This is a genomic window from Nonomuraea sp. NPDC003709 (genome assembly GCF_040610775.1).
GTDB lineage: Bacteria > Actinomycetota > Actinomycetes > Streptosporangiales > Streptosporangiaceae > Nonomuraea > Nonomuraea angiospora_A.
The window spans coordinates 674,424-692,646 of sequence record NZ_JBEXMW010000004.1 but is presented as its reverse complement, the minus strand read 5'-3'; the positions used below and the strand labels follow the sequence as shown (position 1 = coordinate 692,646).

Below are 18,223 nucleotides of genomic sequence, written 5' to 3'. Positions count from 1 at the left end.
TCTGAAAGACTCGCGCGGAAACCTTCCAGAAATCCCATCGTGCGACGCTGCACAGATCACGGGAAAAAGGAGAGCAGATGCGCCAGCTGACCGCACTCGACGCCCAGTTCCTCAATGTCGAGACCGCGACCACCGCCGCTCACGTGGCCGGGCTGGCGATCCTCGACCCGGCCGACGGCGCGGTCAACAGGGCCGCGCTGGCCGAGCTCCTCCTCGAACGCCTGCACCTGTCGCCCGCCCTCAGCCTCCGGCTCGCCGCGGTGCCGCTCGGGCTGGACCATCCGTACTGGGCGGAGGACCCCGCGTTCGACCTCGGCAACCACCTGTTCGAGCTGACGCTGCCCGCTCCGGGGGACGACTGGCAACTCGCGGACGCGGTGGCGGAGATCCACGCGCGGCGGCTGGACCGGGCGCACCCGCTCTGGGAGATGCACCTGATCAACGGGCTGGTGGACGGCCGGGTGGCCGTCTACACCAAGGTCCACCACGCCGCCATCGACGGCGTCTCGGGCGCGGAGACGCTCGCCACCCTGCTCGATCTCACCCCGGACGGCCACCTCAAGAGGCGCGACATCCCGACCGCGAGCCCCGACCGCCTCCGCCGCTCCGGCCCCCGTCCGACGCCCGCCGCCGTCCACGTCCAGGTCGCGAACGACACCCGCCCGACACCCGTCCCCGTCCCCGTCCCCGCCACGAACGACTCCCGCGCCCCGGAGGGCGTCCCAGGGCTGGCCGCGATGCTGGCCGGGGCGGCCATGCGGACGGCGACCCACCCCGTGCGGGCCGTCCAGTCGGTCGTCAGGGCGGCCGAGGACCTCGACGCCATCCCGCTGGCGGCGGGCATCCCGGGCGCGAAGCTGATCGCCAAGGCCGCGCGGCTGGTCGCCGGCGACCGGCACGAACGCCCCGAGCTGCCCAGCCTCACCGTCCCCCGCACCCCGTTCAACGGCCCGATCAGCGCCCGCCGCCACCTCTCGTTCGGCTCGCTGTCGCTCAAGGACGTCAAGAACGTCGCCAAGGCCCACGGCATGAGCGTCAACGACATCGTCATGAGCCTGTGCACCTCGGCCCTGCGGTCATGGCTGCGCGAGCGCGACGCGCTGCCGGAGGCGCCGCTCATCGTCGCCGTGCCCGTGGCGATCCGTACGGCCGGGGCCAAGGACCTGGTCGGCAACCAGATCTCGGCCATGGTCGCCCCCATGCCCACGAACGTCCCCGACCCCAAGGAGCGGCTGCAGGCCGTCGGCTCCGTCATGGGCCGGGCCAAGCGGCGTTTCGCGCTGGCCCCGGCGACCTGGCTGAGCGAGCTGTGCTCGGTGCTGCCCGCCCCGCTCACCAGCCTGGCCACCCCGGCGATCTTCCGGCTGGCGGGTATGGCGTTCCCGCCCATCAACCTCATCATCAGCAACGTCCCGGGCCCGCAGTTCCCGCTGTATCTGTGCGGCGGGCGGGTGCTGTCGTACTACCCGCTGTCCGTGCTGACCGACGTGAGCGGCGGCCTCAACATCACCTGCTTCTCCTACGACGGCATGCTCGACTTCGGCATCGTGGCCTGCCCCGAGCGCATGGACGACGTGTGGGGCCTGCTCGGCCACCTGCGCACGGCGCTGGACGAGTTGCTAGACGAGCGAGTGGGCGATGAGTTCCGCGACGGCGTCGGGATCGATCTGGTGGCCCGTTAGCTGGCAGAGATTTTCCTGATAGAGGAGGACGGCGGCGAACGTGGCCGCCGCCACCTCCAGCCGGGCCAGGTCCCCGCGCGCCCCGGGCAGCGCCAGCTCCAGCGCGAACCTGGAGCGCCTGATCAGCTCGCCGTTCAGCCGCCCGAGCCGTTCCTTGACCGAGCCGTGCGTGTCGGCCTCCCTGAACAGGATGCGCCGCATCGCCGGCGAGGCCCGCAGCGGCAGGCCGCGGGCGAGCTTGGACAGGGTCCGCGCCGGATCGCCCGGCACGGCGTCGACCTCTCGCCCCTCCTCGACCAGCGTGCGCTCGTCAACCAGAGCCACCAGGACGTCGATCTTGCGCGGGAAGTAGTGGAAGATCAGCCCTTTGGGCACTTTCGCGAGCCGCGCGATGACCGCGGTCGGGGTGGCCTCATAGCCGCCGCCCGCGAACAGCTCCTCGGCCGCGTCCAGGATGCGCGTGCGCGCGTCACCGATCACCACAGCTCGCACCATAGCGTCACCCGCGACCGCCCCGCCATCCCGCGGAAGCGAGACACCCGTGTCCACCCGGCGCCGATCGAGGGGGTGCCATCGGGCCTGCTCAAGGGAGGTGCGGATAATGGCGGAATGAGATCGATAGGCACCACGGAGCTGTCCGTTTTCCCGATATCGCTCGGTACGAATGTCTTCGGCTGGACCGCCGACAAGGAGTCCTCTTTCGCCGTCCTGGACGCGTACGTCGAGGGCGGCGGCAACTTCATCGACACCGCCGATGTCTACCCGTACTGGGTGACCGGCGAGTCCACGTCAGAAATGATCATCGGCGAGTGGATGCACGTGCGCCGCAACCGCGACTCGCTCGTGCTCGCCACCAAGGTCGGCATGCTGGAGGGCCTGACCGGGCTGTCCCCCGCGACGATCCGGACGGCGGTCGAGGACTCGCTGCGCCGGCTGCGTACCGACTACATCGACCTCTACTGGGCACATGTGGACGACCACGACACGCCGCTGGTGGAGTCGCTGGCGACGTTCGACGCGCTGGTCCACGAGGGCAAGATCCGGTACGTCGGCGCGTCCAACTACGGCGCGGACCGGCTGGCCGAGGCCCTCAAGACCTCCAGCGACGAGGGGCTGACCCGGTATGTGGCGCTGCAGCAGCAGTACAACCTGGTCGAGCGCGGCTACGAGAGCGAGCTGCGGGACGTGGTGGCCCAGGAGGGGCTGTCCAGCACGCCGTACTTCGGGCTGGCGCGCGGCTTCCTGACCGGCAAGTACGCGCCCGGGGTGACGATCGACAGCCCGCGGGCCGGGATGGCGGCCGAGTACCTGCAGAAGGAGCATGGGCGCCGGGCGCTGGAGGCGCTGCTCAAGGTGGCGGCCGAGCAGGAGGTGGCCCCGGCCACGGTGGCGCTGGCCTGGCTCGCCGCCCAGCCGACGATCACGGCCCCGATCGCCAGCGCCCGGGACGTGACGCAGCTCCAGCCGCTGCTGGCGGCCGCCGAGCTGACCCTGACGGAGGAGGAGCTCGCCCTCCTGAACGAGGCCTCCCAAGCCTGACGCATCCGACGGGCCGTGCCTGCGGTCAGCGGGCGCGGTCCGCCAGGGAGACGCACAGGGCGCGCAGGTCGGCGGCGTCCGGCAGGTGCTCGTCCATCACCGCCACCGCCGCCGCGACGTACCGCTCCGCCTGGGCCTGCGCGGCGGCCCGGCCGCCGGCCTCCTCGACGAGGCGGGCGGCGTGGTGCACGGAGTCCTCGTCCGAGACCCCCTCCGCGAGGAGGTCGGAGAGCTCGCGGGCGGCGGGGTGGTCGGCGGCGAGGGCCGCGAGGACGGGGAACGTCTTCTTGTCGCGCCGCAGGTCGGAGTAGACGGGCTTGCCCGTGACGCGCGGCTCGCCCCAGATGCCCAGCATGTCGTCGACGATCTGGAACGCCACCCCCAGATCGCGCCCGGTCTTCCACATGAGGTCGCCCAGCTCGGGGGCGCCGCCCAGGGCCACCCCCGCCGCCGCGGCGGCCGCCAGCAGGCCGCCCGTCTTGCCCGCGACCATCTCCGTGTATTCGGCGATCGTGACCGCCTTGGGCCCGCGCCACGGCCGGTTCTCGAAGGCCATGTCCGCGGTCTGCCCGTTGACGAGCTCGATCAGCGCCGTCGACAGGTACGTCATCGCCTCGGGCCGCCCGGCGAGCTGGCCGACGGCCAGGGCCAGGAGGGCGTCGCCGGTCAGGAGCGCCGGCCCGACCCCGTAGGCCTTCCAGAGCGCCTCCCGGTGCCGCCGCCGCTCGTCGTGGTCGATGATGTCGTCGTGCGCCAGGGAGAAGGCGTGCACCAGCTCCACCGCCACCGCCACCGGGAGGGCCGACTCGGCGGTGCCGCCCACGGCCTCGGCGCTGAGCATCGCGATGGCGGGCCGCACACCCTTGCCACCGTCGCCTTGGTACGGTCTCCCGTCGGCATCCGACCAGCCCAGCGCGAACGCGGCCATCCGGGCGCCCCCCGGATGCAGGACCGAGACAGCCTCGCGGAGAGCCGGTTCGAGCAGACCCCGGCAGCGGGCCACAGCACCGCCGCCCAAGGGATGGCTGAGATTCAAACGGTGCTCCTACCCCGGTACGATCTTGAATCTACATGCACAAGCATGTGATACTCCACCCATCGATTGACATTTGTCAGGAAATGTCCACGGCGTGAGACGGACACGGTACGCGATGGAGGAAGCACTCGTGGCGATGGAGGCCGCCCCGCGCGACAGGCAAACCGCCACCCCCTCCCAAATAACGACAAATCGGACAATTTATTATAAATCACTTTTTCCGCGATAAATGTCCGCCTTGCAGAGATCGCATCCTAGATCCGGGAGCGCAGCCATGCCGCACGCCAAGGAACGTCTGTGACCAAGCCCGAAGTTGTTCCCTTTTACCGGGCCATCCCCCGGCTGGTGAGGAACCCCGCCATCGAACTGGCCCGGATGGGCACCGAGGCCGCCGGGCGGGTCGTCCGGCTCGACCTCGGCCCCTTCCGCCCTTACCTGATTTCGCATCCGGACCACGTCCAGCAGGTGTTCAAGACGGACTGGACCAACTTCGTGCGCGCGGGCATGTTCTGGCAGCCGCTCCAGCGTCTGATCGGTCAGAGCATCATGGGCGAGGGTGAGGCCTGGGCGTCCGCCCGGAAGATCCTCCAGCCGCTCTTCACCGCGCGCTACACGGCCACACTGGCCGAGGACATGGCCGACATCATCGCCGAGCGCATCGTCGAGCTCGACGACTACGCGCTGACGGGCCGCCCGATCGACGTCGAGCACCAGATGACCTCGATCGTCAACCAGGCCGTCATCAACCTGCTGTTCGGCGGCCGGATCACCCGTGACACCGCCGAACGGCTGGCGCCCGAGTTCGCCACGTGCGCCAGCTCGATCGGCTTCCGCATGCTCTTCCCCTCCGCGCCGTACTCGATCAGGGTCCCGGGCGACCGCGCCTTCCTGCGATCCACGAGGAAGATCCACGAGATCATCAACCCCCTCATCGAGCGGGCGCAGCGCGAGGACACCGAGGGCAAGGAGAGCAAGGAGGTCGTCTCGGCGCTGCTCGCGGCCAGGCTCGAGAAGGAGGGCAAGGCCGACCTGCGGCAGATCCGCGACGACCTGGTGAACGTCTACGGCGCCGCTTCGGAGAACACGGCGATGTCGCTGATGTGGCTGTGGGCCGTGCTGGACGACCACCCGGACGTGAACGCCCGGCTGCAGGAGGAGATCGACCGGGTGATAGGCGGCGGCCCGGTGCGGCCGTCGCACGTCGCCGAGATGCCGTATCTCCGCAAGGTCCTGCAGGAGCTCGTGCGGGTCTACCCGAGCGCCTGGGTCGTCCCACGCCAGACCGTGGCGGACACGGAGATCGGCGGCGTCCGGATCAAGGCCGGCTCGCAAGTGCTGGTCAGCCCGTACGCCACCCACCGGCTGGAGGAGTTCTGGCCCCGGCCGACGGAGTTCGACCCCGAGCGCTGGGACAACGAGAAGTCCGAACGCCGGCACCGCTACTCGTTCATCCCCTTCGGCGCGGGGCCGCACGTCTGCCTCGGCCAGCACCTGTTCTATATCGAGGCATCTCTGTTGATCGCCAACCTGTTCACCAGGTACCGGCCGGCGCTGCCCTACCCGCAGAAGCTGACGCCCCTGGTGGGGGGAGCCACCTTGCGGCCCAAGGAGAAGCTCTTCCTCCAGCTGCACCCGGTCGAACGGAATCGTGCGGCGTGAGCATCGGCGAAATGGCGGACAGCACCGCGGCAGCGGAAGAACTCGTCCAGAGCCTCATGCTCAGGCCTTGGGGGCAGGTTTCGCCCTCGGTCTACGAAACCGGCCGGCTGGTCTCGCTCGCCCCCTGGCTGACCGGCCACCTGGAACGCATCGAGTACCTGATCGACACCCAGCGGCAGGACGGCGCCTGGGGTGCACCCGACGGGTACGGCGTGGTGCCGACCTTGAGCGCCACCGAGGGGATCCTCTCCGCTTTGACGCGCGAGGGCCTGGACACGGACCGCGAGCGCCTGGCGGGTGCGGCGGACCGTGGCCTGCGGGTGCTCGCCACCTGGCTGAGCGGCCCGCTCGAGCTGCCCGACATGCCGGCGATCGAGCACATCGTCCCCTCCCTCGTCGACCGCATCAACCAGCACGTCGAGGGCTTACCGGGCCGGGCGCCGATCCCGTTGCCCGAGGCCATGAGCTACGACACGCTCCACGCCGTCAGATCCTGGGTCAAGTCCGGCATGGAGGTGCCGCAGAAGCTGCTCCACGCCCTGGAGATCGCGGCCGACGAGGCCGCCGGAGCGCCCGGCATCCGGCCCACGCCCATCGGCAGTGTCGGCGCCTCGCCCGCGGCGACCGCCGCCTGGCTGGGCGAGGGCGGGGGACCTGACGCGCACGAGCCGGCCCGCGGACATCTGGAGGCGGTGGTCCGGTTGTACGGCGGCCCGGTGCCCGTCGGGCTGCCCATCACTGTGTTCGAGCGAGGCTGGGTGCTGAGCTGGCTGCTCCGGGCGGGCGTGCCCGTCGAGGTGCCGCCGGAGATGGTGGCCGACATCAGAGCGGCCATAGGTCCGGCCGGCACGCCCGCGGGATCCGGGCTGCCCGCCGACGCCGACACGACGTCCGTGGCGCTGTACGCCCTGGCGCTGCTCGGCGCGCCGCACGAACCGGACAGCCTGTGGGGGTTCCGCTCCGGCACCCACTTCTCCACCTGGCCCGGCGAGCAGGGCGTCTCGGTCAGCGTCAATGCGCACGTGCTGGACGCCTTCGGCGAGTACGTCCGCCGCAGGCCCGCCGCCGCACCGCGCTACGACGAGACCATCGCCGAGCTGGCCGCCTGGATCCGGGATTGCCAGGGTCCGGACGGGAACTGGACGGACCGGTGGCACGCGTCGCCGTACTACGCCACCGTCAGCTGCGCGCTGGCGCTCGACGCCTTCGGCGGAGAGGTCTCGCGGGAGGCGGTGCGCGCGGCCGCCGAATGGACGCTGGAGACCCAGCGGCCGGACGGCTCCTGGGGCCGCTGGGAGGGCACGGCCGAGGAGACCGCGTACGCGATGCAGATCCTGCTGCTGACCCGAGGACGCGCGGATCCGCGGCATATCCGTGCGGCGGATCGGGGTCACGAATACCTGTCACGCTCGACCGGCGGCGACCACCCCCCGCTCTGGCACGACAAGGACCTGTACGTCCCCCGCGCCGTGACCCGCGCCGCGGTGATCGCGTCGTCGCACCTCAGCCGGCAGGCCCGGGCGCGGGCGGTCTAGCTCCGATGAGCTCCGGCTCAGACGGTCCAAAAATCACCGCCGTCGAAGTAAAAGCCCCAGGTGATCATCATCTGGCGGCGAAGATCTTCTGCCACGCCCGGACAGGACTGCGCGAGCCGGTCCAGCGCCGGGTCACATGCCTTGCGTTCTTCGGCGATCAGTTCCCGCAGAGCGTGCTCGTCGAGCCCGAGCATCTGTGCGTTCAGGTCCGCCCATTGGCGGTCGCGGTTGACGGTGCGCAGGTCGTTGACCAGGCGCATGACCCGTTGAGTCGCGTTGGCGGCGTCGATGATCGCCGGCAGGTGCTCGCGAGTGGCTTCCGGTTCGCCGGTGCTGATCAAACGGGAGACCCCGACACAGGTGGAGCCGAAGTTCGCCGCATTACCCAGATACTCCTGCACGGTGGGTGCGGCGCCGGTCTGCCGGGCCGCGGTCTTCCAATCCCATTCCCGCGCCATCGCATCGAGCATCGCGGCCAACTCGGTGCGCCACACTGCTCCCAGATGACCGAACGCGGGCGCGTGAGCCAGGTCGTCGCGGATGCGAGCGAGCGGCCGGGCCAGGGGCGTACGCGGGTCGTCGCCGGCGATGACGTCCTTGCATTCCTCGACGATGGCCCGCACCTGGGATCGCTCTGTCGCATCACGGTCGATGGCCGCGTCGAGCGGGAAAATCCAGAACGCCAGCCGGGAGGGACTCCGCAGCACGCCCGGGTCATGGCGCGGGGTGCCATAGACCATCATGTTCGCGATCTGACCCGGGGTGTCGGCGAACTCACCGGTGTCGAAGAGTTCGGGGTAGCACGCGGCGGTGCTGCGAAGGTCACGGGCACATTCCGCCGCGCGGGCGGACAGCGCATCGGACGAAAGCTCGTCAGGGAGGGACGGCGAGGGGCTCATGACGGCTCCTGTCAGGTACTCCCAGCCAAAAGGGATACCAGGGTTGGAAACTGCGCATTGTTCGGAATCGGTTAATGATCACACCGCGACTGAGATGACACAACGCGAGCGGCGCCCACGGCACACTCCGACCCGGCGAGCGGGGGGCCGAGCCCGATCTCCGCGGCGGGGAAGCGGGGTTCCGCCGCCCCGCGTCCCGAGGCACCCGATCGCGGACGACGGGAGCCAGGCCGGGGCATCCGGGCTCGGTCGGCGATGACGGCGGCGTCGCGGGCATCGGTCTTGCCCTCGCCGCGGAGGTGCAGGGGCGCGGCCCAGCCGTGGCGAGCCCGCCAGCCGGTGTGATTGGCCAAGAAGACGGCCTGCGAGGTTGTTACGAATGCCGAAATGACTGCGGGTAGGGCTGGTCACTTGCGGCGTATACCGACACTCACATCTTTGGGTGAAAAATTGACTAATAGGCTGTCAGAACCTGACATCTGTGATTAATGTTTCTTGAGAGGCGGTTTGCGAGTGCGCTAGAGTTCCTTGATCGATACTGTATGTAACCTCGCCGCACGTAAGGTGTCCGGCAGACCAGATATGACTTGCACAGGGTGGGTATGATAATGCGCTTCCGCAAGACGGGGCTGCGGACCAAGATCACGGCTCTGCTGCTCTCCCTGGCGGCCTTGTGGGTCTTCGCTGCGTGGGTCACCCTCCGCGAGGGAGTCAACCTCCTGTGGGTCTCCCAACTCGACTCCGCCATTGCGACCCCCAGCGACCCGGTGCTCTTCGGCCTGCAAAAAGAGCGCCGGCTTTCGGTCGTGAGGCTGAGCGAGAAGACCCCCCAAACCCGCAAAGAGCTCGAAACACAGCGTAAGCAGAACGACCGCGTCATCGCCGCTTTCCAGGAGTCGGTCAACGCCGGGCTGGTCAGCTTGGCGTTGGACGATCAGGGCGAGAAGCGGCTCGCCGACCTGCTCAAGCAGCTCGAATCGGTCAAGGAGATACGCAAGGCCATCGACGCGGGCAAGCTTGACCGCGTACAGGTGATGACCGAGTACAACGACGTCATCGACCCCATCGACCGTCTCTACGGGTCGATGGCGACGCTCGACGACAAGGAAGTCGCCAAGGACGTCCGTACCCTCATCACTCTGAGCCGCGCCAGCGAGCTCCTCACCCGGGAGGACGCGCTGCTTGCCGGCGCGCTCGCCGAGGGGCGGCTGACCCCCGCCGACCAGGCACAGTTCAGCCAGGCCGTGGGCGCCTGGCGGATCGTCGCCGGACAGGCCGCATCCGAACTGCCCGATTCCGAAAGGGCCGCCTACGACAGGCTGGCCAAGAGCCGGCCGTTCGTCCAGCTCCAGGCCATGGAAACGCAGGTCATGGAGCATGACCCGGCCGCTCTGAACCTGCCGTTCACCGGTGACGAGTGGAAGTCGGCGACCGAACGCTTCCTGACCGACTTCAACGGCATGGTGCTCGGCGCGGGCGACCGCATGGTGGACCGGATCGTGCCCGTCGCCGTCAACGTGATCGTCCGGCTGGTCCTGGCCGGTGGTCTCGGGCTCATCGCCGTCATCGCCTCGATCATCCTGTCCATCACCACGGCCCGCGACCTGCTCGCCCAGCTGCAGAAGCTGCGCGACGCCGCGCACGAGCTGTCCGACGACCGGCTGCCCGGCGTCGTCGAGCGCATCGGCCGCGGCGAGGACGTCGACCTGGCCAAGGAGGTGCCCGCGCTGGACTTCGGCGACGACGAGATCGGCCAGGTGGGCCAGGCGTTCAACACCGTGCAGCACACCGCCGTCAGCGTCGCCGCCGAGCAGGCCGAGCTGCGCCGCAGCATCCGCGACATCCTGCTGAGCCTGGCCCGCAGGACGCAGGGCCTGGTCCACCGGCAGCTCACCGTGCTCGACGTCATGGAGCGCCGCGAGACCGACCCCGAGGAGCTGAAGGAGCTCTTCCGGCTCGACCACCTGGCCATCCGCATGCGCCGCAACGCGGAGAACCTGATCGTCCTGTCCGGCTCGGCCCCCGCCCGTACGTGGCGCCGCTCGGTCCCCATGGTGGACGTCGTCCGCGGCGCGCTGGCCGAGGTCGAGGACTACACCCGCGTCACGCTCATGCCCATGGGCGACGTGGTGCTCGTCGGCCGCGCCGTCGGTGACGTCATCCACCTGCTCGCCGAGCTGATCGAGAACGCCGTGTCGTTCTCGCCCCCTTACACGAACGTGCAGGTCAGCGGCCAGCTCGTGGCCAACGGGTACGTGATCGAGATCGAGGACCGGGGCCTGGGCATGAAGCCCGAGGACCTGGACGCCGCGAACGAGCGCATCGCGGACCCGCCCGAGTTCCGCATCACCGGCACCGCCCGGCTGGGCCTGTACGTGGTCAGCCAGCTGGCCAAGCGCCACGAGATCCAGGTGGTGCTCAAGGCGTCGCCGTACGGCGGGACGACGGTCGTGGTCCTGCTGCCGCAGGAGCTCGTACAGCTCGATCCCACGCCCGAACCGCAGGACGGCGGGCGGCGCGAGCGGCTGCCGCGCCGGACGACGGCGGTGGCCGCGGCGGCCACCGGGGCGGCCACCGCGTCGCGGCCGGTCACCGGGGAGAACGTGCGGACGCTCAAGCCCGCACGCCCGATGCCGGTCCCGGCGCCGACGCCGGTCCCCCAGCCTGCCCGCCCGATCACCGCTGTGGAGACACAACCCGAAACGCCAGCCGAACCGGAGCAGAAGTCTGTGACCGAGTTCACGTCGAACGGGCTGCCCCTCCGGGTGCCCCAGGCCAACCTGGCGCCAGCGCTGCGGGACGACACGCCCACGCAGCCCGACTTCGAGGAGGACGATGACGAGCGCTCGCCGGAGGAGATCCGCGCGATGATGGGATCTCTGCAGTCAGGCACCCGTCTTGGCCGCACCGAAGCCGCCAAGATGCTGGATGAGCAGTCTGGAGATGAGGCATGACCCCCACCTCCGGCACCGACCTGAACTGGCTGCTCGACGACCTCGTCGGCCGTGTCAAGGAGGTCGAGCACGCCATCGTGCTGTCGTCCGACGGCTTGCTGATGGCCTCCTCCGCCGCGTTGCAGCGGACCGACGGCGAGCACCTGTCCGCCGTCGCCTCCGGTCTGCAGAGCCTGGCGAAAGGCGTCTCGGACCACATTTCCGGCGGCTCCGTGCGGCAGACGGTCGTGGAGTGGAAGAACCAGTTCCTCATCGTGACCACGGCGGGCGAGCGCGCCTGCCTGGCCGTCCTGTGCGCGCAGAACGCCGACATCGGGCTGGTCGCGTACGAGATGGCGATGATGGTGGCCCGCGTCGGCCAGTACCTCACCTCGGGCGCCCGCAACGCCGAGGCCGTCGCCAGGAGCGACCGGTGAGAGGCGCGGACGAACCGACGGATGAACACTGGGTGGATCCGGAGATCATCCGGCCCTACGTGGTCACCCGTGGCCGTACGCAGCCCGTGCACGGCCGGTTCGACCTGATCTCCATGGCCCTCGCGGTGGGCCCGCCACCGGGCCCCGACGCCGGGCTCGACCCGGAGCACCTGCGCATCATCCAGCTCTGCCGCGAACCGAAGTCGGTCGCCGAGATCGCGGCATACCTCGACCTGCCGGCCGGCACGATCCGGGTGCTGCTCGGCGACCTGTTCGACCGCGAACTCGTCTCTGCCCAGGAACCACAATCCGAGGTGGACATGCACGACATGAAGATGTACAGGGCGGTGCTCGATGGTCTTCGCTCGCTCTGAGCGTCCGCGCCTGCCGACGGCGATCAAGATCCTGATCGCGGGCGGCTTCGGCGCGGGCAAGACGACGATGGTGGGGGCTGTCTCCGAGACCCGGCCGCTGCGCACCGAGGAGGTCCTGACCGACCGCGGGATAGGCGTGGACGACATCTCCTCGGTGGAGGCCAAGCGCACGACCACCGTGGCGATGGACTTCGGCCGGATCACGCTGGGCAACGACTACGTCCTGTACCTGTTCGGCACACCCGGCCAGGAGCGTTTCTGGTTCGTGTGGGACGAGTTGGCGGAGGGGTCGCTGGGGGCCGTCATCCTGGCGGACACGCGGCGCCTGGCCGACTGCTTCCCGTCGGTCGACTATTTCGAGCGGCGCGGGACGCCGTTCGTGGTGGCCGTCAACTGCTTCGAGGGATCGACGTCGTTCGAGCTGGACGAGGTACGGCTGGCGCTCCAGCTCAACCCTTCCGTCCCCATCATCATGTGCGACGCCCGCAAGAAGGACTCGAGCCGCGAGGTCCTGATCGCCCTGGTCAAACACTCGGCCCGGCTCCGCGCCGAACCGGTCGGCAGCTAGCCCCCGGGAGGCGCCCGTTCATCAGGGGCGCCTCCCGGGGTTTTTCAGCGGAAACGGTCCGTCGCGGCGACCACCTCCGCCACCATGTCCCTCCCGCCGTGTCCCTCGCCGCAGACCACGAGCTCGCTGCCCGGCCAGCTCTTGTGGAGCTCCCAAGCGGTCTCGAGCGGCCCGCTCACGTCGAGCCTGCCGTGGATCAGCACCCCCGGGATCCCCTTCAGCAGGTGAGCCTGCTCCACCAGGTCGCCCTTCTCCGGCAGGAAGCAGTCATTGCCCCAGTAGTGGGTCACCAGCCGCGCGAACGTCATCCGGAAGACGGGATCCTGGAAGCGCGGGTTCGGCTGGTACTGCGGGTCGAGGCTCACGTGGGTGTCCTCCCAGTCGCACCAGTCGCGGGCGGCCTTCTCACAGGTGCCCGGGTCGGCCAGGAGCCTGGCGTAGGCCGCGGCCAGGTTCCCGTCACGGTCCTGTTCCGGCACTGCGTCGCGGAAGCGCTCCCACTCCTGGGGGAAGACCCGTCCCACGTCCCGGGTGATCCACTCGATCTCCTTGCGGCGGCTCGCGGTGACCGCCATCAGGATCACCTCGCTCACCCGTTCCGGGTGCCGCTGCGCGTAGGCCAGGCTCAGGGTCGAGCCCCACGAGGCCCCGACCAGCTGCCACTTCTCGATGCCCAGGTGCGCCCGCAGGAGCTCCATGTCGGCGATGAGGTGCTGAGTGGTGTTGACCGACAGGTCGGTCTCCGGCAGCCCGGCGTTCGGCGTGCTGCGCCCGCACCCCCGCTGGTGGAACAGGACGATCCGGTACACCTCGGGGTCGTGGAAGCGCCGCCAGTTGGCCGAGAACTCGCCCCCGGGACCGCCGTGCACGACCAACGCCGGCTTGCCCGCCGGGTTGCCGCTCACCTCCCAGTAGACCTGGTTGCGGTCGCCCACGTCGAGCATGCCCTGGTCGTACGCTTCGATCGGAGAATACATAGGCGCCAAGGTAACGCCCGCCGGGCTTGGGGACGGCGTCGTGACCGTCCTCAAGGCGCTTCGTAGCGCAGGTTGAGCACGCCGGTCTCGAACGTCTCGGACGTGACCAGCTTCAGCGCGTGGGTCGGGCCGTCCTCGAACAGCCGCTGCCCATGACCGACGGCGATCGGGTGGACGAGCAGGTTGAGCTCGTCGAGCAGCCCGTTGGCCAGCAGCCACCGCACGGTCGTCGCGGAGCCGGACATCTGGATGTCGCCGTCGACCTGCTCCTTGAGCTCGCGCAGCCTGGCGGCGACGTCACCGTTGACGACGGTGGTGTTCTCCCAGTCCGCCTTCTCCAGGGTGCTCGACACGACGTACTTGGGAAGGGCGTTGAAGGTCGCGGCGATCTCCTTGTCGGCCTCCGCCGAGGTCCAGTACGCGGACCACTCGTCGTACAGCTTGCGGCCCATCAGCATCGCCGCCGCGCTCTGCATGCCCGCCTCGACGACGGCGCCCATCTCGTCGTTCCAGTACGGGAAGTGCCACTGGTCGGGCGACTCGACCACGCCGTCGAGGGAGATGAAGAAGCTCGAAATGATCTTAGCCATGGTTCCGTTCCTTGCGTCTTGGAGGAGTTCGCCCCGTTCGGCGTGCTCAGAGCATAGGCAGCGAGGAACGCGCGCATCTTGTACAGAAGCGACAGCGCCTCCGCCGGATCCCCGCTGGCACCATGGATCCCGTGACCATCGAGCTTGTGGAGCACTACACGAAGGCGACCTCCGAGAGCACACGCCTCACGAGATCGCCGCACGGCATGTTGGAGTACCGGCGTACGCAAGAGCTGCTGAGGCGCACGTTGACGCGGCCGCCGGCGCGCATCCTCGACGTCGGCGGCGGCACGGGGATACACGCGCAGTGGCTGGCCGCGGACGGCTACGACGTGCACCTGGTCGATCCGGTGCCCGCTCACGTCGAAGCCGCGGCGGCCCTGCCCGGCGTCACCGCGGAGCTGGGCGACGCCCGTGAGCTCCGTGCCCCGGATCAGAGCGCGGACGTCGTCCTGCTGTTCGGCCCGCTCTACCACTTGACCGAAGCGGCCGACCGCTCCCAGGCGCTCGCCGAAGCCCGGCGGGTGCTGCGTCCGGGAGGCCTCGTGGTGGCCGCCGCCATCAGCCGCTACCTGTCGCTCCTGGAGACCGGCACGACAGGACGGCTCACCACGGAGATGGCGCCCGCGGTGAGGCAGGTCATCACCACCGGGGACTACGACGGGCACGTGGGCTTCATGCCCACCCATTTCCACACCGCGGACGAGCTGAGAGCCGAACTGGAGAGCACGGGGCTGAAGGACGTGCACGTGTACGGAGTCGAAGGGCCTGCCTGGCCTGCTCTGGACGTCGCCGGGGAACGCGAATTCGATCAGCTTGTGGACGCGGCGCTCCAGTGCGCCCGCATCGCCGAGCAGGACCCTCTGATGATCAACGTCAGTGCCCACCTTCTCGCCGTGGCCGCCGTACCGCCGCGCTGATCAGCCCAAGGGTCTCTTCCGGGCCAGCAGCACTTCGAGGCGCACCGGTTCGAGGAACCGGCCGGTCGGGTCGGCTTCGAGCAGGGCGTCGGCGATCGCCCGCTCGAAGGCGGGCCGCCGATCGCCGAGCAGCCGCCGCAGCGGCAGCGACGTCGAATACAGGTAGCCGATGATCCGCTCCGCCGTCCATGACCGCTCGAACTCATGGACCTCCCGGGCGACGTGGGGAAACGGCGAATCAGCCAGCACCGCCCCATGCGGCCTGGCCGGCGTCCCGGCACCTGTCTCGGGGAGCGGGCCCAGGAACCGGTGCTGCACCTCTTCGATGGCGTGCTGCCAGGCGGTGATCGGCCGCGCCAGGCAACCGTCATTGGCGATCACCACACCGCCGTCGTCCTCCACCATGCCGGCCAGCGCCTCCAGCACCCGCTCCCGCTCCATCCAGTGGAACGAGCGCCCCATGGTCACCAGCCGGAACCGTCCCAGCCCACCCGGCAGGTCCGCCGAGCCACCGCGTACCCAGGTCACGTTGCCGACCTCGCCCGCGAGCGCCTGGCGGGCGGCTTCGGCGAGCATGTCCGGCTCAGGGTCGACGCCGACCGCCTCCGCGACGTGCCCGGCGAGCGGGATGGTCAGCTGGCCGGTGCCGCAGCCCAGGTCGAGCAGACGTCCGGAGCCGTCGAGCCCGAAAGCGCGGATCAGATCGTCGAAGAACACCCTCGGATAACCCGGACGAAACCGTGCATAGAACCGACCCGTCCCAGCGAACAGCCCTGCGGGATCATCCGAAGTTGTTGGTCTGTTCGTTGTGGTCACCGATCTGCACGCCCTTCCCCTCCTGGATGTGCACCACGGCCCCGGAGCCGGGCGACGTCCGCGCCTCGCGCTCACCGTTCCCGGGTGCCTGCCGCTGCCTGATCCAGCCGGTGACGGCGAGCGTGAGGGCGGCCAGCTCGCAGAACGCGGCGATCACCCCGGCCGGCCCCGCCGCCTTGTCCATCCCGGCCACCGCGACGTACGCGCCCAGCCCCGCCGCGACCACCGCCCCGGCCGCCACGGCGGTCCACATCAGCACCCGCCACTTCATATCTCGCATCATTCGCCCGGACCATGATCGATGCCTATACGGGGCTGGTTGTTAAGACCTTTCCGATACGTGGTGGCCAGGGTTATCGCCTTGACGGCGGGCGGCGCGCGAGAGAAATGTGGAGCAGGCCAGGGGGGCGAGTCGGCGTGGGCGCGTACAGGGGACATTCCAGGAGACCGGCGGCACGCTCGGAGGAGCGGGGCCAGCCGGCGGCTCAGTCGCTGTCCGCGCAGGCCCGGCCGGACCCGGCGCCGCTCGGCGCGTCGGCGAACGAGCAGGCGGCACGACGCCTCGAGGAGCGGCGCAAGCAGATCGCCGCGGAGCTCGACCGGCTCACGGCGGCCGTGCGCGGGCTGGAGGAGCGCGCGCCGTCGCCGAGCCGGTCCGCTCGGGCGCGGAAGCTCCTGACCGAGATCAAGAGCCTGGAGGCGGAGCTGCGGCGGCAGCCCGCGCGGCACCCGTTGGCGGCCGTCCTCCTGCAGGAGGACACGCCTTCGGAGAAGGCGTCGCGCCTGAGAAGACGGGTGGAGACGGTCATCGCCCAGGTGCCGGGCTCGCGGCCGGAGCGTGAGGGGCAGCCGGTACGAGGCGGGACCACGCTAGCGAAGAGCGCCGAGTCACCGGCCGCGGCGGAGACCGAGCTACCGAAGGGCGCCGCGTCGCCGGCCGCGGCGGAGACCGTGCTGACCGTCGGGCGGCAGTCCGCGGACGGCGTCACCGTCAAGGAGACCTTGCTGGGCGAGCGGACCCGCAGGGTGGACATCAGCGGCTCCTGCGGCGTGGTGGTCGGTTCGGGCAACCGGCAGCACAACCACTTCCACTACCAGCTCGCCGACCGCCCGGTCTCCCTGGCGAAGGTCCTCACCGCGACGCCCGCCCACGAACGCGCCCTGGCCAACCTCGTCGAGAACCCCGCCAGCGCCCGCGCCAACCGCGCCATGCGCTCCCTCCTCGGCAAGGAGGCGGCCAGGGTCATGGCCAGCGACGACGCCGTCACCGCGAGGTCGGTGCCGAAGCGCGTCCGCCTGTCGGGAGTCCTCGGCCCCGGCGGCGAGATCGTGGTACGCGGCTCCGCGGGCGTCGTGGTCGGCCGGGGCAACGTCCAGAACAACCACTTCCACTACCGCCTCGAACGCCCCGACGCGCTGCTCGCACGAGCCCTGGCCGAGAACGAGGGCGCCATGCGGGCGATCGGCCAGATGTATCGAGACCCGGCGGGCCGGATGACCGACCGGGACCTGGGCGCGATGTTGACGCGGCTCGTCACGGCGAAGAGAACGGCGGCCGACGTCGTCCAGGGCCACGGCGGCCGGACCGAGCGCGTACCGGACGGCCGCGGCGTCATGATCGGCTCGGACAACGTCCGGATCGACGAGGTCCACTCCCCCGGCCGTTCCGGATGGCGCGTGATCCTCAGGAGCGCGGCCGATCAGAACGTCCCGGCCAAGGCCGTCACCAGGCCGTCGGTCGACAGCGAATCGGGGCAAAGCCGCCACTCGTCCTCGTCGCGCAACCTCAGCAGGGACAGGTGGTAGCCGTCGCGTAACACGCCGACCGCGAGCTGCGCCCGGCGTACGCCGAAGCTCTTGCCGCGCCGCCGCCTGCCGAGGCGGGTCACGACGGTCACCTCGGTCACCAGTACGCATCCGTGCACGTCGTCCGGCCAGGTCACCTTGGCCAGCTCCGTCCCGAGGTCGCCCGGGCCGAGCTGGGTGAGGGGGATGGCCAGGAGGGCGTCCGGCGGCACCTCCGCCAGCGGGTCCAGGGGGTAGGCGACCCCGAGGTAGGTGTCGCGGTCGGTCAGGGCGTACATGCGGTGTGCCCCGTCCCATCCCTCACCGGCGGCGTCGCGCCCGGCCGCGATCACCGCGGCCGTCAGCGCGTCGCGACCAGCCACGAAGGCATCATCCCCCTCGGGGGACGAGAGGGAAAGCGCGGCCCGTTTCGAGCACCACGCCCGCCGCCTACCGGCGCTCCTTCGGCCGCC

General features: G+C 70.1%; 18 protein-coding genes. 10 read left to right on the top strand and 8 right to left on the bottom strand.

The features are described from left to right. Nucleotides 1-77 precede the first annotated feature (77 nt). A complete protein-coding gene (locus ABZX61_RS15925; protein WP_355195021.1) occupies nt 78-1,682 on the top strand; it encodes a wax ester/triacylglycerol synthase family O-acyltransferase in 1,605 nt (534 codons plus the stop codon). Here ABZX61_RS15925 and ABZX61_RS15920 read toward each other — a convergent pair. Continuing rightward, entirely contained in the window at nt 1,620-2,165 is a 546-nt protein-coding gene (locus ABZX61_RS15920; RefSeq protein ID WP_350722143.1) for a TetR/AcrR family transcriptional regulator, read from the bottom strand. The two genes, ABZX61_RS15925 and ABZX61_RS15920, sit on opposite strands and share 63 nt — an antisense overlap. A 126-nt stretch (nt 2,166-2,291) precedes the next feature. On the opposite strand from ABZX61_RS15920, the gene ABZX61_RS15915 reads away from it, so the two are divergent. Further along, nucleotides 2,292-3,221 (top strand): aldo/keto reductase, encoded by a 930-nt coding sequence (locus tag ABZX61_RS15915; protein WP_355195019.1) that lies wholly within the window; start codon nt 2,292-2,294, stop codon nt 3,219-3,221. A gap of 25 nt (nt 3,222-3,246) precedes the next feature. Here ABZX61_RS15915 and ABZX61_RS15910 read toward each other — a convergent pair whose 3' ends face one another. Then, nucleotides 3,247-4,257: a polyprenyl synthetase family protein gene (locus tag ABZX61_RS15910; RefSeq protein ID WP_355195017.1), complete on the bottom strand. Its 1,011-nt coding sequence runs from the start codon at nt 4,255-4,257 to the stop codon at nt 3,247-3,249. A 297-nt stretch (nt 4,258-4,554) separates the two neighbouring features. Between ABZX61_RS15910 and ABZX61_RS15905 the strand changes: the two genes are divergently transcribed. Both ABZX61_RS15905 and ABZX61_RS15900 read left to right on the top strand, forming a co-directional pair. Further along, the gene (locus ABZX61_RS15905; protein ID WP_355195015.1) at nt 4,555-5,916 is read left to right on the top strand and encodes a cytochrome P450; all 1,362 of its coding nucleotides are present in this window, start codon (nt 4,555-4,557) and stop codon (nt 5,914-5,916) included. 11 nt (nt 5,917-5,927) lie between these two features. Beyond that, entirely contained in the window at nt 5,928-7,451 is a 1,524-nt protein-coding gene (locus tag ABZX61_RS15900; protein ID WP_355195013.1) for a prenyltransferase/squalene oxidase repeat-containing protein, read from the top strand. Between the two features lie 17 nt (nt 7,452-7,468). Here ABZX61_RS15900 and ABZX61_RS15895 read toward each other — a convergent pair whose 3' ends face one another. Further along, nucleotides 7,469-8,350: a terpene synthase family protein gene (locus ABZX61_RS15895; RefSeq protein WP_355195011.1), complete on the bottom strand. Its 882-nt coding sequence runs from the start codon at nt 8,348-8,350 to the stop codon at nt 7,469-7,471. 608 nt (nt 8,351-8,958) lie between these two features. Here ABZX61_RS15895 and ABZX61_RS15890 point away from each other — a divergent pair. From ABZX61_RS15890 to ABZX61_RS15875, 4 genes are read left to right on the top strand one after another with little or no spacing between them, the layout of a single operon-like run. Further along, complete coding sequence (locus ABZX61_RS15890) at nt 8,959-11,304, top strand: nitrate- and nitrite sensing domain-containing protein (RefSeq protein ID WP_355195009.1); 2,346 nt, start codon at nt 8,959-8,961, stop codon at nt 11,302-11,304. Beyond that, nucleotides 11,301-11,720: a roadblock/LC7 domain-containing protein gene (locus ABZX61_RS15885; RefSeq protein ID WP_185077532.1), complete on the top strand. Its 420-nt coding sequence runs from the start codon at nt 11,301-11,303 to the stop codon at nt 11,718-11,720. The genes ABZX61_RS15890 and ABZX61_RS15885 overlap by 4 nt, the downstream gene beginning before the upstream one ends. Beyond that, nucleotides 11,717-12,094: a DUF742 domain-containing protein gene (locus ABZX61_RS15880; RefSeq protein WP_185077533.1), complete on the top strand. Its 378-nt coding sequence runs from the start codon at nt 11,717-11,719 to the stop codon at nt 12,092-12,094. The genes ABZX61_RS15885 and ABZX61_RS15880 overlap by 4 nt, the downstream gene beginning before the upstream one ends. Then, a complete protein-coding gene (locus tag ABZX61_RS15875) occupies nt 12,075-12,662 on the top strand; it encodes an ATP/GTP-binding protein (protein ID WP_355195007.1) in 588 nt (195 codons plus the stop codon). Before ABZX61_RS15880 ends, ABZX61_RS15875 begins: the two co-directional genes overlap by 20 nt. 44 nt (nt 12,663-12,706) lie before the next feature. Here the strand turns inward: ABZX61_RS15875 and pip are convergent, their stop codons facing one another. Both pip and ABZX61_RS15865 read right to left on the bottom strand, forming a co-directional pair. After that, nucleotides 12,707-13,639 carry a prolyl aminopeptidase gene (gene pip, locus ABZX61_RS15870; RefSeq protein ID WP_355195005.1) on the bottom strand — a complete coding sequence of 311 codons (933 nt, stop codon included), beginning with the start codon at nt 13,637-13,639 and terminating at the stop codon, nt 12,707-12,709. A gap of 50 nt (nt 13,640-13,689) precedes the next feature. Further along, nucleotides 13,690-14,229 (bottom strand): dihydrofolate reductase family protein, encoded by a 540-nt coding sequence (locus tag ABZX61_RS15865; RefSeq protein ID WP_355195003.1) that lies wholly within the window; start codon nt 14,227-14,229, stop codon nt 13,690-13,692. Nucleotides 14,230-14,360: 131 nt separating this feature from the next. On the opposite strand from ABZX61_RS15865, the gene ABZX61_RS15860 reads away from it, so the two are divergent. After that, nucleotides 14,361-15,149 carry a class I SAM-dependent methyltransferase gene (locus ABZX61_RS15860; RefSeq protein ID WP_355195001.1) on the top strand — a complete coding sequence of 263 codons (789 nt, stop codon included), beginning with the start codon at nt 14,361-14,363 and terminating at the stop codon, nt 15,147-15,149. On the opposite strand, the gene ABZX61_RS15855 is transcribed toward ABZX61_RS15860, so the two are convergent. Both ABZX61_RS15855 and ABZX61_RS15850 read right to left on the bottom strand, forming a co-directional pair. Further along, nucleotides 15,150-15,866: a class I SAM-dependent methyltransferase gene (locus tag ABZX61_RS15855; protein WP_355194999.1), complete on the bottom strand. Its 717-nt coding sequence runs from the start codon at nt 15,864-15,866 to the stop codon at nt 15,150-15,152. A gap of 64 nt (nt 15,867-15,930) precedes the next feature. Then, nucleotides 15,931-16,236, bottom strand: coding sequence for a hypothetical protein (locus tag ABZX61_RS15850; protein ID WP_355194997.1), 306 nt, complete (start codon nt 16,234-16,236; stop codon nt 15,931-15,933). Nucleotides 16,237-16,382: 146 nt separating this feature from the next. Here ABZX61_RS15850 and ABZX61_RS15845 point away from each other — a divergent pair, with 146 nt between their 5' ends. Continuing rightward, nucleotides 16,383-17,771 (top strand): hypothetical protein, encoded by a 1,389-nt coding sequence (locus ABZX61_RS15845; protein ID WP_355194995.1) that lies wholly within the window; start codon nt 16,383-16,385, stop codon nt 17,769-17,771. Here ABZX61_RS15845 and ABZX61_RS15840 read toward each other — a convergent pair. Then, on the bottom strand, nt 17,666-18,133 hold the full coding sequence (locus ABZX61_RS15840) for a hypothetical protein (protein WP_355194993.1): 468 nt from the start codon (nt 18,131-18,133) through the stop codon (nt 17,666-17,668). The genes ABZX61_RS15845 and ABZX61_RS15840 overlap by 106 nt on opposite strands. Between the last annotated feature and the right edge of the window lie 90 nt (nt 18,134-18,223).

Coding starts and splice junctions, on each gene's coding strand:
- ABZX61_RS15925 (WP_355195021.1), top strand. CDS start 78: ATGCGCCAGCTGACCGCACTCGACGCCCAGTTCCTCAATGTCGAGACC.
- ABZX61_RS15915 (WP_355195019.1), top strand. CDS start 2,292: ATGAGATCGATAGGCACCACGGAGCTGTCCGTTTTCCCGATATCGCTC.
- ABZX61_RS15900 (WP_355195013.1), top strand. CDS start 5,928: ATGGCGGACAGCACCGCGGCAGCGGAAGAACTCGTCCAGAGCCTCATG.
- ABZX61_RS15895 (WP_355195011.1), bottom strand. CDS start 8,350: ATGAGCCCCTCGCCGTCCCTCCCTGACGAGCTTTCGTCCGATGCGCTG.
- ABZX61_RS15890 (WP_355195009.1), top strand. CDS start 8,959: ATGCGCTTCCGCAAGACGGGGCTGCGGACCAAGATCACGGCTCTGCTG.
- ABZX61_RS15885 (WP_185077532.1), top strand. CDS start 11,301: ATGACCCCCACCTCCGGCACCGACCTGAACTGGCTGCTCGACGACCTC.
- ABZX61_RS15875 (WP_355195007.1), top strand. CDS start 12,075: ATGGTCTTCGCTCGCTCTGAGCGTCCGCGCCTGCCGACGGCGATCAAG.
- pip (WP_355195005.1), bottom strand. CDS start 13,639: ATGTATTCTCCGATCGAAGCGTACGACCAGGGCATGCTCGACGTGGGC.
- ABZX61_RS15865 (WP_355195003.1), bottom strand. CDS start 14,229: ATGGCTAAGATCATTTCGAGCTTCTTCATCTCCCTCGACGGCGTGGTC.
- ABZX61_RS15850 (WP_355194997.1), bottom strand. CDS start 16,236: ATGAAGTGGCGGGTGCTGATGTGGACCGCCGTGGCGGCCGGGGCGGTG.